At 43.4% G+C, this 17524-nt stretch carries 9 protein-coding genes; 7 read left to right on the top strand and 2 right to left on the bottom strand.

The genetic code is table 11. The features are described from left to right. Nucleotides 1-52: 52 nt before the first annotated feature. Nucleotides 53-2830, top strand: a complete 2778-nt coding sequence (locus HMPREF1534_RS16555; protein ID WP_005936553.1) for a glycoside hydrolase family 2 — start codon at nt 53-55, stop codon at nt 2828-2830. Between the two features lie 28 nt (nt 2831-2858). Here HMPREF1534_RS16555 and HMPREF1534_RS16560 read toward each other — a convergent pair whose 3' ends face one another. Beyond that, nucleotides 2859-3629, bottom strand: a complete 771-nt coding sequence (locus HMPREF1534_RS16560) for a TIGR02757 family protein (RefSeq protein WP_005936550.1) — start codon at nt 3627-3629, stop codon at nt 2859-2861. A gap of 354 nt (nt 3630-3983) precedes the next feature. Here HMPREF1534_RS16560 and HMPREF1534_RS16565 point away from each other — a divergent pair, with 354 nt between their 5' ends. From HMPREF1534_RS16565 to HMPREF1534_RS16590, 6 genes are all read left to right on the top strand, one after another. Then, a complete protein-coding gene (locus HMPREF1534_RS16565; RefSeq protein WP_005936548.1) occupies nt 3984-4532 on the top strand; it encodes an RNA polymerase sigma-70 factor in 549 nt (182 codons plus the stop codon). Between the two features lie 65 nt (nt 4533-4597). Beyond that, on the top strand, nt 4598-5563 hold the full coding sequence (locus HMPREF1534_RS16570) for a FecR family protein (RefSeq protein ID WP_005936546.1): 966 nt from the start codon (nt 4598-4600) through the stop codon (nt 5561-5563). 248 nt (nt 5564-5811) lie between these two features. After that, nucleotides 5812-9144, top strand: coding sequence for a TonB-dependent receptor (locus tag HMPREF1534_RS16575; protein WP_018451914.1), 3333 nt, complete (start codon nt 5812-5814; stop codon nt 9142-9144). A 21-nt stretch (nt 9145-9165) separates the two neighbouring features. Further along, on the top strand, nt 9166-10842 hold the full coding sequence (locus HMPREF1534_RS16580; protein ID WP_005936541.1) for a RagB/SusD family nutrient uptake outer membrane protein: 1677 nt from the start codon (nt 9166-9168) through the stop codon (nt 10840-10842). A 307-nt stretch (nt 10843-11149) separates the two neighbouring features. Next, a complete protein-coding gene (locus tag HMPREF1534_RS16585) occupies nt 11150-13960 on the top strand; it encodes an NPCBM/NEW2 domain-containing protein (RefSeq protein WP_005936539.1) in 2811 nt (936 codons plus the stop codon). 23 nt (nt 13961-13983) lie between these two features. Further along, nucleotides 13984-15903 carry a glycoside hydrolase family 97 protein gene (locus HMPREF1534_RS16590; protein WP_005936537.1) on the top strand — a complete coding sequence of 640 codons (1920 nt, stop codon included), beginning with the start codon at nt 13984-13986 and terminating at the stop codon, nt 15901-15903. Between the two features lie 90 nt (nt 15904-15993). On the opposite strand, the gene HMPREF1534_RS16595 is transcribed toward HMPREF1534_RS16590, so the two are convergent. Continuing rightward, on the bottom strand, nt 15994-17475 hold the full coding sequence (locus tag HMPREF1534_RS16595; RefSeq protein ID WP_005936535.1) for an alpha-L-fucosidase: 1482 nt from the start codon (nt 17473-17475) through the stop codon (nt 15994-15996). Between the last annotated feature and the right edge of the window lie 49 nt (nt 17476-17524).

Raw genomic sequence — 17524 nt, 5'->3', positions numbered from 1 at the left:
AGGAGACAACATTTAATATATCATTAACCAAGTACCATAAACAATCAGATAGATGAAAATCAATTCTTTATTATTCTTATTCCTATTAACAGTTTCATGTTCACAACCTGAAAACCGAATTGACCTGACAGGCAAATGGCAATTTACTACAGACTCTACCAATTGGAGTGGTAGCATTCTATTGCCCGGTTCTATGACTTCCAATGGATTAGGAGAAGATATTAATATTAACACACCTTGGACAGGAAGCATCAACGATGACTCTTATTTTAAAAATGAACATTATGCAAAATATCGGAACTCCGATAACATCAAAATACCTTTTTGGCTGCAACCCATAAAATACTACAAAGGTGTAGCATGGTATCGGAAAGAAGTAAATATTCCAACCGACTGGAACCAGCAAGACATCTCTCTTTTTCTGGAACGATGCCATTGGGAAACACGTTTATGGGTAGATGATAAAGAAATAGGCATGCAGAACACACTCGGAACTCCCCATCAATATGACTTATCCGATGTACTCACTCCAGGCAAGCATACACTCACTTTACGTATAGATAACAGAATAAAAGACATTGATCCGGGAGAAAACTCACACAGTATTTCAGACCACACGCAAGGTAACTGGAACGGAGTAATAGGCGACATGTACCTGCAAGTCCGCCCACAAGTAAGCATAGTACACACAGATATTTATCCTGATATCAATGCTAAAAACATTCGCGTAAAAACATACCTGAAAAACAAAAAAAAGACAAAAGCCACCGCTATTCTAACCTTAAAAGCCAATGGGAAAAGCATACAACAAGAAATAGTGCTTCTCCCCGGCGAGAACAAAACTGAAACAATACTTTCATTAGGAGACAATATTTGTCTGTGGGATGAGTTCAATCCGAATTTATATACACTGGAAGCCAGCCTGACCGATAAAGAAAAAACAACTACCGATACTCATACAGAGCAGTTCGGTATGCGCGATTTCAGAGTAACAGACCGCCACATCACCATCAACGGACGTCCCGTCTTTCTACGCGGAACACTGGATTGTGCAGCTTTTCCCAAAACCGGCTACCCACCTACCGACCAAGCTTCATGGGAAAAGATATTCACAGCCTGCCGTAACCACGGTTTGAATCATATACGTTTTCATTCCTGGTGTCCTCCCGAAGCTGCTTTTTGTGCAGCCGACAAAATGGGAATGTATCTGGAAATAGAATGTTCATCCTGGGCAAACAGCAGCACCACTATCGGAGATGGGAAACCATTGGACGCCTTTATATTAAAAGAAAGCGAAGCTATAGTGAGAACTTTTGGCAATCATCCCTCTTTCTGCATGATGATGTACGGCAATGAACCTGCCGGCGCAGGAAGCAACAATTATCTGGCTGAATTTACCTTCTATTGGAAAAAACAAGATAAAAGACGAATTTATAGCACAGCAGGCGGATGGCCCAACTTGCCTGTCAGTGATTTCTTAAGCGACCCCTCACCACGCATACAGGGATGGGGACAAGGGCTGAACAGTATCATCAATGCCCAGGCACCACGTACAGACTACGACTGGTCTGAATATATTAACCGGTTCACCCAACCCATAGTAAGTCATGAAATAGGACAATGGTGCGTCTATCCCAATTTTAAAGAAATGAAAAAGTATACAGGGGTAATGCGCCCTACCAACTTTGAAATATTCCAAGAAAGTCTACAAGAGAATGGCATGAAAGCCCTTTCCGATAGTTTCCTGCTGGCATCAGGAAAGTTACAAGTACTTTGTTACAAGGCCGACATAGAAGCCGCCCTCCGCACTAAAGACTTCGGAGGATTCCAATTGTTGGGTTTATACGATTTTCCGGGACAAGGCACCGCACCGGTAGGTGTGCTTGATGCCTTCTGGGAAGAAAAAGGGTATATATCCCCCGAAGAATACAGCCGTTTCTGCAATGCCACCGTACCATTGGCACGTCTGTCCAAACTAATTTTCACAAACAATGATACTTTGAAAGCATCTGCCGAGGTCGCTCACTATGGAAGCAGCCCTCTGCAAAACGCAACTACCGGATGGACTTTACGTGACACTGAAGGAAACATTCTCCAATCAGGACAATGGAATTCAAAAGAAATACCTGTCGGCAATAATTTTACTTTAGGGGAAGTAGCAGCTCCACTCACTACTGTGACCACACCTCAACGTTTGATATTAGAAGTTTCAGTAAACAATAGAAAAAATGACTGGAACATCTGGGTATACCCAACAGTCCGACAAGCCATTCCCCATGAAAATAAAATCTGTATGACCGACCGCTTGGATACCATCACACTAAACACCCTTGAGAAAGGAGCCACAGTCTTACTTTCACTAAAGAAAGGAAGTTTATCCAAAAAACTGGGGGGCGATATCCAAATAGGCTTCTCCAGCATTTTCTGGAATACAGCATGGACTGCCAAACAAGCACCTCATACCTTGGGCATATTATGCAATCCCGCACATCCGGCTCTTAGTGAATTCCCCACAGAATATCACAGCGACTACCAATGGTGGGATGCCATGAGCCATTCCGGAGCAATTGAGTTCAGCAAACTTTCTCCAAAGATACATCCCATCGTCCGCGTCATCGACGACTGGTTTACCAATCGCCCCTTAGCCTTATTGTTCGAAGCTAGAGTAGGTAAAGGAAAAATATTGGTTTCAGGTATAGACTTTTGGCAAGACATGGATAAACGCCCCGAAGCCCGACAACTGTTATATAGCTTGAAAAAATACATGAACAGTCCGGCATTCCATGTTGATACGGAACTCAAAAGAGAACAAATACAGCAACTGCTATAAAGACTCTTTCATAGTAAAATTAATATCGTTATTTTCCATCATTAATTCCATAACCGAATAACGCAAAGTCCCCCAAACACGGGTCGTCCGGAAAAACCTCGGCAAGTGCACGGGTAATGGCCTTTGCGTTATTCAATGTATAAGATTTACTTCGAGTAAGATGAAGCCGATGAGCTACTTCACAGACATGAATATCCAACGGAATCAACAAATCACAAGGCGAAAAAGAAGTCCAAATACCGAAGTCTACTTCCGAGTCACGCCTGATCATCCAACGAAGAAACATATTAAGTTTTTTTTGCGGTGCCTTGTCCGAAACGCCCAACAAACGACATAGGCGTTGTATCGGAGAGCCCTCCTGACACGCCATTAAAGCCGCTTCCATACAGCCATATTTTGTATATATTCCATGTAACCAATGGAATAATTCCCCCATTTTATTCTTCGACACTGTGCGATAAAAAGATTCTTCCCCACAAAAATCCGATTTCCAATCTTTCGACAATACATAAACCAAAGGGTTATGCTGCATGACAGCATCCAGCCTCTCCGCTGCCTTCAGTATTTGAGGACGAGCACCGAAACTCAGATAGGCCGTCAAAAAACCGCTTATTTCTATATCTTCCTTCCGATGATAACGATGAGGAAACTGAACCGGATCAGATGATATAAAAGCGGAATTATGATACCTAAAAGCATATTTCCGAAGAAAATCGGTAACGGATGCTGCTTCATTAACACATTGCTGCTTAGTAATATAAGCAACAAACCTTTCTTGTTCCTTATTATTTTCTTTCATCCATTTCACTGTTTATACAGCTCAAAAATACAAAAAACTTTTCAATTACTTACCTTACCCCATCAATTGACGGCTTCAAACAATACCGGCAAAGTAAAACCGACCCGCCTACAAAATCATGGGGCTTGAGTTCTTAAAGAATTATTTTATTCTCCGGACAGGATATCACGAAACTCCCCCCATATTTTTCTTTTGACTTTATAACAGTTCGGAGAGATGACCGTATCAACCGATGTAAGAAGCACAAAGAGCGTAATTCTTCTCTTAATAAAAATCCCATAATATTCCTTATCATTTTTTTAATATTTCAATAGAAAAATTTAAATTTGCATTTAAATCATTTAAGGATTCGTCATGACAAATTTTGAACGGTTCTATATCACATGGTATTCACGTGCTATTTATTTCGCACGCGAATATGTATTGTCCGAAAGTGATGCCGAAAACATCGTTCAAGACGTGTTCCTGCATTTATACGAACACTGCGACCGGTTGGATGCATACACCAACCTTACAGCTTACCTGTTTACTTCCATCAAAAACAAATGTCTGGACTACTTACGCAAACGGGTGAACGAACAGGAAGCTGTGGCCGAAATGCAAAGCGAATTTGATATGACCTTACGCATGAAATATGATTCTTTGGAGATCCTCAATACCAACTTCCCCGATGAAACCGACATAGAAGAACGTTTGGAACAAGCTTTGCAGAAACTCCCCGAACGGTGCCGAAGCATTTTTGTCATGAACAAACTGGAAGGCAAAAAACAACAGCAAATAGCTTCAGAACTGCAAATATCCATCAACACCGTAGAATCACAAATGGCTATTGCATACAAAAAATTACGCGAGGAATTAAAAGACTGCCTGCCTCTACTTCTTTTTTTATTTACTCTTCCCTGATTTTTTTCATTTTCTTTTGGCGGATTCTTTCTCTTGCTTCGTTTACTATACAGAACAGATAAAAAATGGACCATCGAATTATAAAATATTACGCAGGAGAACTCAGTAAAGAAGAAAGGAAAGCTTTACTGCAGGAGGCCTTTTCCAACCAAGAACTGAAGAAGGAAATGATAAATTGCCAGCACTTGCAATCGCTGGTAAAACTCCACCCACAAGAAAAAAACGAATTATTAGGTAAGGAAAGCCTGAAGCGTTTCATGAAAGCCCGACAGATAGAAAAAAAGAAAAGATTGTCATTCCATTTTTTACGCTATGCGGCTATCATCATTGCCTGTATAGTTTCCACATGGTGGGTTACTTACTCGTTTATCAGTATGGATATACCACAGCCTGTCACTCAGAAACTCTCTGTCCCGGCCGGACAACGCGCACATATTGTACTGCCGGACGGCAGCAAAGTATGGGTGAATGCCGGTTCCACCCTCACCTATCCTTCCATATTCGGTGAGGAACGCCGGGTAAAGCTCAACGGAGAAGCCTTCTTTGAAGTGGCGAAAGGAACGTTGCCGTTTATTGTCTCTACCGGAAAGGTGGATATAAAAGCACTTGGTACACAATTCAATGTCTTCAACTATCCTAGCGAAGAACTTACCGTTGCACTGTTGGAAGGATCTGTACGCGTCTACCATCCCGAACAAGAACAACAAGGAGTTCTGTTAAGCCCTGAACAACAGCTAACCGCAACTGCCAATGGACGTTTCCTGGTGGGCTCCATCACTAAAGACCCCATCATCTGGAAAGACGGTCTTTATGCTTTCGACAAACAAAAGCTGAAAGACATATTGAAAAAACTGGAACTTTATTATGACGTGAAAATCATCGTCAAAGACACCTCTATACTGGAATACGAATACACAGGAAAGTTCCGCCAGCGCGACGGGGTAATGGAGGTATTGCGGATTATTCAGAAAATACACCCTTTCAAAATAAAACAAAAAGAGAATACGAATGAAATTACTTTATACCGTTAACCTATTGTCTAATCCATAAAACCAAAAAGAACCATGAAAACATAGAAAAACACACCACACACGCGTTTCCTTAATAAAAAAGTCGGCAGATGCGCCAACACCTGCCAACCCGACATTAAGCGTAACGTATTCCAAACCCTTTCAAAAATCTAGAAATTATTAACTTAATCGGAAACAAAGATATGAAAATAAAACCTTTGTTAGGGCATCTTTTATGCCTAAAAACGCAAAACAGGACATTAAATATTATGAAAGTAACTATATTTTTGACGTTTTTCTGTACTTTCCCCTTATTTGCTTCTACCGGTAAAGCACAAAACGCTGTAATAGAACTACCTTCAAACGCTGTAACGGTAGAAACCCTTTTCTCTGAAATAGAAAAACAAACAGACTACCTGGTAGTGTACAGCAACCGAGAACTGAATGTAAAGAACATTGTTACTTTGTCAAAGAAAAAAGCCAAAGTAAGCGACATACTGAAAGAACTGCTGAAAAGTTCCAATCTAAAATACGAACATACCAACAATTACATCGTATTTTCAAAGAAAAACGATGAAACTAATGTTACTCAGCAAACCAAAAAGAAAGTGACGGGAACAGTCATGGATAAAAATGGGGAAGCCATCATCGGTGCCAGTGTACTGGAAAAAGGAACGACCAACGGAACCATTACAGACATAGACGGACGTTTTTCCCTTGAAGTGGGAGCCAAAGCAACCTTAGCTATCTCTTATATCGGCTACGTTGACCAAAATATAACAATAGGCAATAAAAGTATGGTTTCCATCATCCTTCAGGAAGATTCACAAACTCTTGAAGAAGTTGTTGTGATAGGCTATGGCACCCAAAAGAAAGTCAACCTGACCGGTTCGGTAGCCTCCATCAATTCCGAAGTAATCGAAAATGTACCCGCTTCCAACCTTTCCAATGCACTAAGCGGTCGGTTGGCCGGAGTCAACATCACCCAAACAGCCGGTAAACCGGGAGGTGGTTCATCCGTATCCATACGTGCCGATGGTACCTGGAACAGTACCGCCCCCCTGTACGTCATTGATGGCGTAGTCCGCGACAAGTTTGCCTTCGACGGGCTGGATGCCAGCGAAGTGGAAAATCTTTCTGTCTTGAAAGACGGTGCCTCGGCTGCCATTTATGGTTCACGTGCCGCCAACGGTGTTATCCTGGTCACTACCAAAAAAGGCAAAATAGGCAAACCGACCATCAATTATACAGGCTCAATCGGTATTTCGGAAGCAACCAAAATACCGGATATGTTCAATGCATACGAACAAGCTTTATACACCAACGAGGCTTTGCGCAACCAACTGGTTCCCGAAGGAGACATGCAATATTATGCCGAAGACGAACTGGAATATTACAAGAACCACTCATACGACTGGATGGATGAGACATGGAAATCTCCCGTTGTCACCCGCCATTCGCTGAATGTAAACGGTGGTAATGATAAGGTGCGCTATTTTATCGGTGGAAACTATTATTACGAGACAGGTTCATTCGACAACCTTAATTTCAAAAAATACAGTATCCGCAGCAACATTGATGCCAATATCACCAAAGACCTGAAAGTATCTTTAAACTTAAGCATGGATACGCGCAACGACCATAAACCTTATTGGAAATGGGACAATGACAACGACAATATGAACAACCTATACAATGGATTGCTACGCCGCGGACTTTTTGCCCCTTATATTGACGGAAAACCCAACGGAACCTATTTGGCATGGCACCCGATGGAAGTAATCAATGGAAATAGCGGATACAACAAAAAACGTTATTCCAACTATGAAATAAACGTAGCTCTCCAATATGATGTTCCTTTCATCAAAGGCCTCAGCCTGAAACTGACATACAATAAATATGAACGACACACGTTCATCAAGCAGTTCAGCCGTCCTTACGACTTGTATGTTTTCAAAACTACAGGATCACACAACCACATACAAACCAATGAACTGGACTATGTGAAAACCAGAGATGACGGAGACTTCTTGTATGAAAAATACAATAATGACAACAGTTACCAACTCAATGCCATGGTGACTTACAACAATACTTTCGGCAAACACGATATCAATGCCCTGTTTGTATACGAACAGTATGAAGGAACTACCGACTGGATGGACGGACAACGCAATTACTTCATATCTTCGGCTGTAGACCAATTATTTGCCGGAAGTTCAGATCCTAAAAATTCGACACTCAACGGTAAAGGTTCAGAAAGCGGACGCCTCTCTTATGTAGGCCGCCTGGGATATACATACGACAACAAGTATTTGCTGGAAGCCTCTTTCCGCTATGACGGTTCTGTCAATTTCGATCCGAAACACCGCTGGGGATTCTTCCCGTCAGCATCGGCGGCATGGAGAATCTCAGAAGAAAACTTCTTCAAAAACAACGTCCGGTTCATTGATTACCTGAAACTACGCGCCTCCATAGGCTTACTGGGAAATGATGCTGTGGGAGGCTGGCAATGGATGCAACGCTACAACCTGAATACCGGTGCTTATTTCGGTTCGCTAAGCAACGGAGTTTCGGCCGATGTAATCCCCAATACCGAAATTACCTGGGAAAAATCATTGGATATAGATTATGGATTTGATATGCAGATATTACGAAACCGCTTATCGTTAAGTGCCGGTGGATTCTATAAACATACCTACGATATTTTAGGAGACCGCCTGGCCAGCCTGCCTTCAACTTTCGGAGGAGTCATGCCTAAAGAAAATTACGCGACGATTGACACAAAAGGTTTCGAAATAGAACTTTCCTACAAAGATAAAATAGGAAAAGACTTTACCTATAATATCAACGCCAACTTCGGTTACGCCACCAATAAGTTGATTACCAAAGACGAAGCCGAAAACTTACGTCCCTATAAATCAGAATTAGGATACAACACAGACCGCAGCATGGGATATGTGGCAACCGATATCATCCGCACACAGGCCGACCTCGACGCACTGCCCGAAGGATATACCATCTTTGGGAAAAAACCGGAACTGGGAATGCTCAATTACAGAGATATCAGAGGTGCAAACTCGGACGAACCGGATGGAAAGATTGACGATAATGATAAAGAATGGATTATAAAACATACCAAATCACCTATCAATTACGGTTTCTCTGTGGGCGGGGCATGGAAAGGATTAAGTGTGGACTTATTCTTCCAAGGTGTAGCCGGAGGTAAACGCTTTTATGACCAGCGTACAGAATGGGAAGGAATGGAAGCTTCCGCATATGCATGGCGGGCAGATTATTGGACACCGGAGAACACAGATGCCAAGTTCCCAAGGGCAGGAGCCGACAACGGAGCTTCCGAAGAATCGACTTTCTGGATTCAAGATACTTCATTCCTGCGCTTGAAGAATGTGAATATCACTTACCAGCTTCCACAACAACTGGTATCCAAATGGGGGCTTTCACAAATGAAATTCTTCCTGATGGGAACCAACCTGTTCCTGCTGCAAGATAAAATTAAAGCTTATGATCCGGAGAACTCAAGCATCATGAATTACCCATTGATGCGCACCTATTCATTTGGTATCAATGTCAGTTTCTAACTCTTTAAATATGAAAATATCATGAAAATAAAATATTTATTATATAGCGTATTAACAACCGCTGTCCTTTCGGGATGTATTGATGTTTTAGATAAAAAAGACTTATCTGCCATCACCGAGAAAGATGTTTGGAACAATGCCCAATATGCCACCGCCTATCTTAACAAATTGTATCGTGACAACCTTCCGGGATGGGATCAGGACGTAGCCGGATATTCGGACGAGGCTTATGGTGAAACTGGCATTTTATACGGTCATCTTACCACTACTTCAATAGATAACTGGCCCTACAAAGAAATACGCAACATCAATATCATGTTAAGCAGTATCGAAACCGGAAATATAGATAACGCAACCAAAACCTCATTAAAGGCCCAGGCACTTGTTTTAAGAGCTTGGAGATATTTCCAGATGGTACGTTTATACGGTGGAGTTCCTATGATTCTGGAACCGCAGGCATTAACCGATGACTTATATGTCACCCGTAACAAAACTTCGGAATGCATCAACTTAATCATCAAAGATTTGGACGATGCTATCGATGCCCTGCCCTGGAAATGGACAGGAGACGACGAAGGACGCTTTACAAAAGCAACCGTAATGGCACTGAAAGGCCGGATTCTGCTCTATTATGCCAGCCCGCAATTCAATCCTGAGAACAAGGCTGAACGCTGGGAAACAGCCTATACGTACAATAAAATGGCAGCCGAACAAATAGAAGCCAACGGATACGGGCTGTACGACAGTTATGAAAATATCTGGTTTGATGAAATGAATAAAGAAGTATTATTCGTTACACGCTATCAGGAACCCGACATTACCCACCATTGGGATGCTGCGACACGTCCTCTGTCGGAAGCCCAAAACTATTCGGGTTGCAATCAGCCTACAAAGGAAATGGTAGAATCTTACCCGATGATCACCGGAACTCCTATCACAGAATCACCTGATTATGACCCGCTTCACTTCTGGCAAAACCGTGATCCCCGCTTCACCAGCACCATAGCCTATAATGGATGCAAATGGGAATTGAGTGGTAAAAAAGACAGAATCCAATGGACATACCAAGGACACTCTACCCTGAACCCCAGCAGCAGCGGTTTCTATTGCCGGAAAGCCATCAATGTAAGCTATACTCCCTATTATACTGAAAGAAGCAGTACCGACTGGATAGAAATACGTTTTACCGAAGTCTTGATGAACTATGCCGAATGTGCTGCCGAAAATGGTAAATCGGATGAAGCTTACGAAGTTTTAAAACGCATTCGCCAACGCGCCGGAATAGAAGCCGGAAGCAATGGCATGTATGGTCTGAAAGCAAATATGTCACACGATGAAATGATAGCTGCCATCATGTTGGAACGTAAAATAGAATTTGCCTATGAAGGCAAACGCTACTGGGATTTGCGCCGACAACGCATGTTCGCATCCGAAATGAATGGAACCCGACGTCATGGTCTTTTGCCCAAACTAAAGATTTCCCCCGTCGAATTCGACAAAATAAAAGACAATATAGACATAGACAAAGACTATACGACCTATTTTAAAGATTCTGTGGTGGTATTAGACCAGAAATATGAAATCAATTTCCAAAATAACTATTATTTCTATGCCATTCCCAACAAGCATTTGGAAACCAATTCCAAGCTGGAGCAAACGCAAGATTGGGACAACGGAACATTCAATCCGTATGAATAGGAAATAGAAATACTAAAAAGAGAGAGTGTGTCAAAAGTAATGATTCACGATGCAAGTGTCATTTAGAGCTTTTGGCACACTCCTATCTCATCTCAAATCAATGGAATACAAAAACATAATCCATGTTTTAAACAAGAAAATCCATTGATTTATACATTTATTATTCTTTCCTTTGTTACATAAAAGCCATTTCTGTCCTTTTGTTGCAGTCCTGCCACCAAAAGACACCTGATACTACCATCAGGAATTTGTTCAACCGGAAAGGACAGATATTGGTAATAAATAGAAACACATTTAAAAGATTTATATGAATAAAAAGAATTTATTACTGACCACTGCCCTTTTCATCTGCTTAAGCGGGCAAGCCCAACATACGATAAAACTATCGGAACTAGACTTATCTCATATATGGCAAGAGTATGGAAAAGTACAGAACGGAAAATCCGTCACCGGAGAACAAGCTGCCGTCAATGGGAAAATATACAATGAAGTGATAGGTACCCATGCTAAAAGCATACTGAAAATAGACCTTCATGGGGATGCTACACGCCTGCGCTCCCAAATAGGCGTTGCAGACAGCAAAGTCGATATTTCGGACAAGAGCCTGGCCGTCCTTCCATTAGTAAACGGAACAAAACTTTATTTCCGCAAGGAAGGCAATGACAAGCAATTCCTGGGACTGGCCGGCACCAGTGGCAAAATAGACAAAGGTTCCGTTTGCTTTATCGTGAAAGGAGACGGCAAAGAGCTTTACAACAGCGGCATCTTGCACGGCAATGAATCGCCTCTATCCATGGATATAGACTTGAAAGGCATCCGTATACTGGAATTATCGGTAGAACCCACCGACGACGGTGCCAGCGGTGACAATGCATTGTGGATTACCCCAACCATTGAATATAAATCGGCCAAACCCGAAACCATCCATGCGGGATACGCAGGAAAAGGCCCGGAAATGACGACCGGCATTTCCCGCAAACTGGCAGATAAAATCAGCAAACTCCCTGTCTTATCCGTTCCCGCTTCTACGAAAACCGACTTTGATTGGTTGATTACACCCGAAAAAGCCAAAGCAGGCATTTATGCTTCGGCAGACGGTAAAAGTATTATTGTGGCCAACCCGATGGTATCCCGCACCTTCCGGATTTTCCCGAACCTGGCCACAACCAATATCATCAACCGCATGACCGGAGAAAGTATGCTCCGTGCTGTCAGCAGTGAAGGCAGCATACAAATTGATGGCAAGAAGCACTTAATCGGGGGATTGGCCGGACAGCCGGAACGGGCTTACATTGAAGACAAATGGATAGAGAACATGACTACCATTCCCGAATCTTTTTTGGTAGAGGACTTTGAAATAAACCCTATCAAGGAAGATATAAAATGGGCACGCAGCCGTTGGGCACTTAATAAGGAAGCTGCAACCGGCAGTGAAATCACCTTTACTTTGCGGGGTGACAAGGAACTGAAAGATGTCATTGTGAAACTCCATGTATCGGTATACGATAAAATTCCCGTCATCCGCAAACGGCTTGAAGTGATAAACCGGTCCGACCTACCTATCAACATCGACACATTCCAATTGGAATACCTGGCTTTTGCCGAACCTGAATCTCCCGGAGGAGGTGACCCGTCCAAGTTCCTCTTGCCCAATATCCATATAGAAAGCGACTATGCTTGTGCCGGCAGTTTCACGGAAAAAGAAACAGACATTACCGAAAAATGGGTAACCGATCCTGATTATACCTCGCAACGGAACTATTTGATGCAAACCCCTTGCATACTGGAAGTTTCCCCCAAAATGGGACCCGACCAAGCCATACCGTCCCAAGGCACTTTCCGTTCTTTCAGCGTATACGAAATGCCGTTCGACAGCTACGACCGTGAACGTAAAGGACTGTTTACCCGCAAAATGTACCGCACCATCGCACCTTGGACTACGGAAAATCCCATCTTCATGCATCTCACCTCAACCAATCCGGAAACGGTGTACCGTGCCATCGACCAATGTGCCGAAACAGGCTATGAGATGATTATCCTGAGTTTCGGTTCGGGTCTGAATGCAGAAGACATCTCGGATGCCAACATCGCCAAATATAAAGCATTCGTGGACTATGCCCGCAACAAAGGCATCGAAATGGGATGTTACTCCCTGCTTGCCAGCCGCTGGATAAGTGACGAAGTGGATGTCATCAATCCGAAAACAGGGAAACGCGGCGGCATGACATTCGGCAGTTCTCCCTGCCTGTGCAGTGACTGGGGTTATGAATATTTCCATAAGATAAAGACGTTCTTCGAGAAAACCGGAATGCGCTGCTTTGAACACGACGGCTCTTATCCGGGAGATTTCTGTGCCTCAACCGTCCATCCCCACCATAAAGGACTGAAAGACTCACAATGGAACCAATTCCATAAGGTAACGGAACTTTATCATTGGATGTGCGAAAACGGAATCTACCTCAATGTCCCCGACTTTTATTTTCTGAACGGCTCTACCAAAGTAGGAATCGGCTACCGTGAAGCCAATTGGTCATTACCACGCGACCGCCAACTTATCCATACCCGTCAACTGAACTACGATTGCACTTTCGAACGCATTCCTTCCTCATTGTGGAGCTTTGTCCCATTGGTGGAATACCAGGGAGGTGGAGCAGCAGCCACACTGGAACCGTTGAGTGAACATTTATACGAATACAAAACACTGATGTTCCAAAATTATGGTGCAGGAGTACAAGCCTGCTACCGCGGCCCGCGTCTGTATGACACTCCCGAAACAAAAAAAGCAGTAGTGGAAATCATCAGCTGGTATAAGAAATACCGGAATATATTAAACAGTGACATCATCCACTTACGCAAACCGGATGCCCGCGACTGGGATGGTATCATGCACGTCGCTCCTGCCGGAAAAGAAAAAGGGCTGGCCATGTTCTATAATCCTACCGACAAGGAAATGACACGTGACATCCAACTTCCGCTTTACTATACCGGACTGACAAAGACAGCCCGCATCCGCGAACAGGAAGGCACACCGGCAACTTATACCCTGAACAGGGACTATACGGTGAACCTTACCGTAAAAATTCCGGCTAAAGGATACACTTGGTATGTAATTGAATAACTCATTAAACCTATATAAATATCATGAAACTCAAAAGACTGGCTTATCTGGCATTTACTTTCTCCATCCCGTGCTTCCTTCAAGCACAACAAGCCAAAATGAACATCGGGATAGAAGCAGGCCAACTCAATTTTGACGTCTCGTTCAAAGGGCAACCCGTCATCCTTTCCTCCCCTTTAGGAATGAACATAGACAACCACCTACTGGGAAAAGAAGTAAAGAACAGCACCGTCAGCACAACTTCCGGAAAGTATAAAACATATACAATAGAACAAAAAGATGGAAATACCTATTACATAGACTCATGGGAATTCGATGACGGCGTAGCTCTCCGTTACCGTATTCCCTCCGATGGTCCCCGTTGTATTTACGGCGAACAAACCGCCTACACTTTCCCCTCCGGCACACACGTATGGTATGCCAGCGGCCCCTTCCAGTATGGATGGATACAAGCTTATCAGGACAGGAGCACCGACTCCATCAAAGACGAACTGCTGGCTCCTCCCGCCACATTCCTTTTACCGAACGGAACCTATGCTGCCATCACGGAAGCCAACCTTTTCAATTTCCACGGAGCTGTTTTATTCGGCAAAGAAAACAACCGCGTACAATTTGGCTATGTAGAGAACAAAGGACACGTGGAAACAGGAATCATCACAGGTCTTCCCGACTCCAAGTTTTGGCATGAAGAGGTTCGTAACATACCGTGGATTACCTCGCCGCGCAACGGAGAAAATGAAATCGTCACCCCGTGGCGCGTACTGATGTTGGCCGAAGACCTGAACGGTTTAGTCAATAACCAAATCATTGCCCAAGTATCCGACCGTCCCAACCCCACCCTTTTTCCTAAGGGAAAAGATACGGAATGGATCAAACCGGGACGCTCTGTTTTCACATGGCTGACAGAAGGGAATGACCGCCTCAGCGTAGCCAACCATAAAAAATATGTAGACGGGGCAGCCGAACTGGGACTACAATCGGTTGTGGTAGACGATGGTTGGGAACTTTGGGAAGAAACTGAAAAGAACACCAACGGACGTTCCAAATGGGAACTTTTAAAAGAACTGACAGACTATGGCAAAGCCAAGAATGTAGACATCTGGGTATGGCGCCCTTCCTCTCCCCGTTCGGGCAACAAGACCGACATAGGGCTGGTAGATGCCGACGAACGCTCCGGCTTTATGAAGAAATGTGCCGAAGCAGGTGTCAAAGGGCTGAAGATTGACTTCTTCCACACCGAAAACCTTTTTACCGTCAATCTGATGGAAAACATTTTAAAAGATGCCGCCAAAGCCCATTTGATGGTTATTTTCCATGGAGTAAACAAACCTACCGGTGACAGTTATACTTATCCTAACCTGCTGGCAAAAGAAGCAGTACGCGGACTGGAAAGCGTAGGAGCCGAAAACAGCTGGGCACCCGGTCCGGCATGGCCTTACCATAACACTGTATTACCCTTTACCCGCTGGCTGGCAGGCCCTGCCGACTATACCCCTTTGAATTTCCGGAAATTTTGCCCTCCGTCGGTAACCTTTACACACCAATTGGCAAGCATTTACACCTTTACCTCTCCCATGCTGATTTTTGCCGCCGACATGGAAGATATGTTATCATGCCCGGGACGGATGTTTATCGAAGAAGTACCGGTGGTTTGGGACGAAACCAAAGTACTTCCCGAAAGCCGCATCGGAAAATTGGCAGCTTTAGTCAGAAGAAGTGGCGATACATGGTATCTTTCCGTACTTAACGGTGAAACACCCTATAAAGGCAAACTCCAGACCGACTTCCTTCCCAAAGGCACTTACCGGATGACCATCGCATCGGATGAAGGCTCGAACTATAAAAAGATAGTCATCAGCAACCGAAAAATCAAATCCGGCAAAACATTACAGCTTGACTTACTCCCGGGAGGAGGATATTTGGCAAAAATAGAAAAAATATAACCTTTCTTTACAGCCTGCCCGCCGGCATTACTTTTACTTCCCGACCCGGAATATATAAAAGGAATGCCGGCGGGTAGGAAAAAGAAAAAATCAGTCTGCCACATTTTCCAATTTAAGCGTCCAGGCATAGTCACATGGCATATCATCCATATACAAGGCCGGCATTTCCACTACAATATCATCTCCTTTTTGCTTCCAGTTAACCTTCTTCTCTGATCCCAGCAAGGAAATTTTGGTCTTACCGGTAGAACGGATATCCTTCAACTTGATGGTATTTTTCGGATACGCAGGCAAAATGGCATATACATTCTTTCCTTTCTTGGTAAAAAACACCTCTTTCACCGCATAACCCGGTTCCGGGTCCACTGTCTGCTTCAAAATAGCATCACCGCTCACATAATGTTTTTCCTTCGATTTCCATTCCCGGTTACCCTTTGTCCATTGACAAGGACGCACCCAGGCACGTGTCCCATAAATCGCTTCACCGTTTACTTTCAGCCAGTCTCCCATCTGAACCAAACGTTCCTGCATGATCGGCGGAATCTTACCATTCGCATTCGGTCCCACATCCAGCAACAGGTTTCCGCCATTACTTACAATATTAACCAAAGTCAAAACCAATGCCTTAGGAGAAGTATAATCTTCCAAATCCTCATTCTGATTATATCCGAAAGACAATCCTATTCCCCTGCATTCTTCCCAGGGCTTATCATAAGATGCACTTGAATTACTATATTCCCTGGTGTAATAATCTCCATGCTTCCGTCCTGTATTATTTGCCCAACGGTCATTTACCACAACACTGTCTTTCACAGGAGATTCTGAATAAAGCCATGCCAATGTTCTTTCCACCTGCCATTCTTTATCATTGATAGCATCAGGACCATCCGACCAGATTAAGTCCGGTTTATACGTATTCACCAAATCTTTCAGCTGAGGGAAGAAATGTTTTTCATAAAACAATCCCATCGTTTCTTTGGTATACAACGGATTCCCCCATTCGCGAAGCGAGAAATAACACCCCACTTTTATATTGGTCTTCCGCAACGCATCCACATATTCGCCCACCAAATCGCGATGAGCACCTATCACCATACTGTTCCAAGGTCTGCCATACGATGTGGAAGCCTCCTTGCTAGGCCATAATGCAAAACCATCGTGATGCTTGGTTGTCAACACCGCATAGCGGGCACCTGCACGTTCAAACAGCTTCGCCCACTCATTGGCATCATAACTCATCGCCTTGAACATGGGAGCAAAATCGGCATAAGTGAAATCCCTGCCATACATGGCTGTATGAAAATCATAGATTTCCGTACCGGTAAAATCACCGTTCCCCATCAATTTCTTGTTTTCCAACCAATACTTATACCATTCGGAATAAGTTCCTTTAGGCGACCATCCCGGCACAGAGTATAATCCCCAGTGAATAAAAATACCAAATTTGGCATCTTCAAACCAAGACGGAACCGGACGTTTATCCAATGATTCCCAATCCGGAGTATATACTTTTTGAGAAAACAAAGAAACTGAAATAAAATAGAAAAGAAGAGTTGAAATACTTTTTTTCATAGTACGCATCTTTTATTTACCAAAAAAATTATTCACAGCTGCAATATTA

Origin of the sequence: Phocaeicola massiliensis B84634 = Timone 84634 = DSM 17679 = JCM 13223, assembly GCF_000382445.1 — a bacterium.
GTDB lineage: Bacteria > Bacteroidota > Bacteroidia > Bacteroidales > Bacteroidaceae > Phocaeicola > Phocaeicola massiliensis.
The sequence above is the reverse complement of the archived record's forward strand: the minus strand, read 5'-3'. Positions and strand labels throughout refer to the sequence as shown.

Coding starts and splice junctions, on each gene's coding strand:
- HMPREF1534_RS16560 (WP_005936550.1), bottom strand. CDS start 3,629: ATGAAAGAAAATAATAAGGAACAAGAAAGGTTTGTTGCTTATATTACT.
- HMPREF1534_RS16580 (WP_005936541.1), top strand. CDS start 9,166: ATGAAAATAAAATATTTATTATATAGCGTATTAACAACCGCTGTCCTT.
- HMPREF1534_RS16575 (WP_018451914.1), top strand. CDS start 5,812: ATGAAAGTAACTATATTTTTGACGTTTTTCTGTACTTTCCCCTTATTT.
- HMPREF1534_RS16595 (WP_005936535.1), bottom strand. CDS start 17,475: ATGAAAAAAAGTATTTCAACTCTTCTTTTCTATTTTATTTCAGTTTCT.
- HMPREF1534_RS16555 (WP_005936553.1), top strand. CDS start 53: ATGAAAATCAATTCTTTATTATTCTTATTCCTATTAACAGTTTCATGT.
- HMPREF1534_RS16585 (WP_005936539.1), top strand. CDS start 11,150: ATGAATAAAAAGAATTTATTACTGACCACTGCCCTTTTCATCTGCTTA.
- HMPREF1534_RS16590 (WP_005936537.1), top strand. CDS start 13,984: ATGAAACTCAAAAGACTGGCTTATCTGGCATTTACTTTCTCCATCCCG.
- HMPREF1534_RS16570 (WP_005936546.1), top strand. CDS start 4,598: ATGGACCATCGAATTATAAAATATTACGCAGGAGAACTCAGTAAAGAA.
- HMPREF1534_RS16565 (WP_005936548.1), top strand. CDS start 3,984: ATGACAAATTTTGAACGGTTCTATATCACATGGTATTCACGTGCTATT.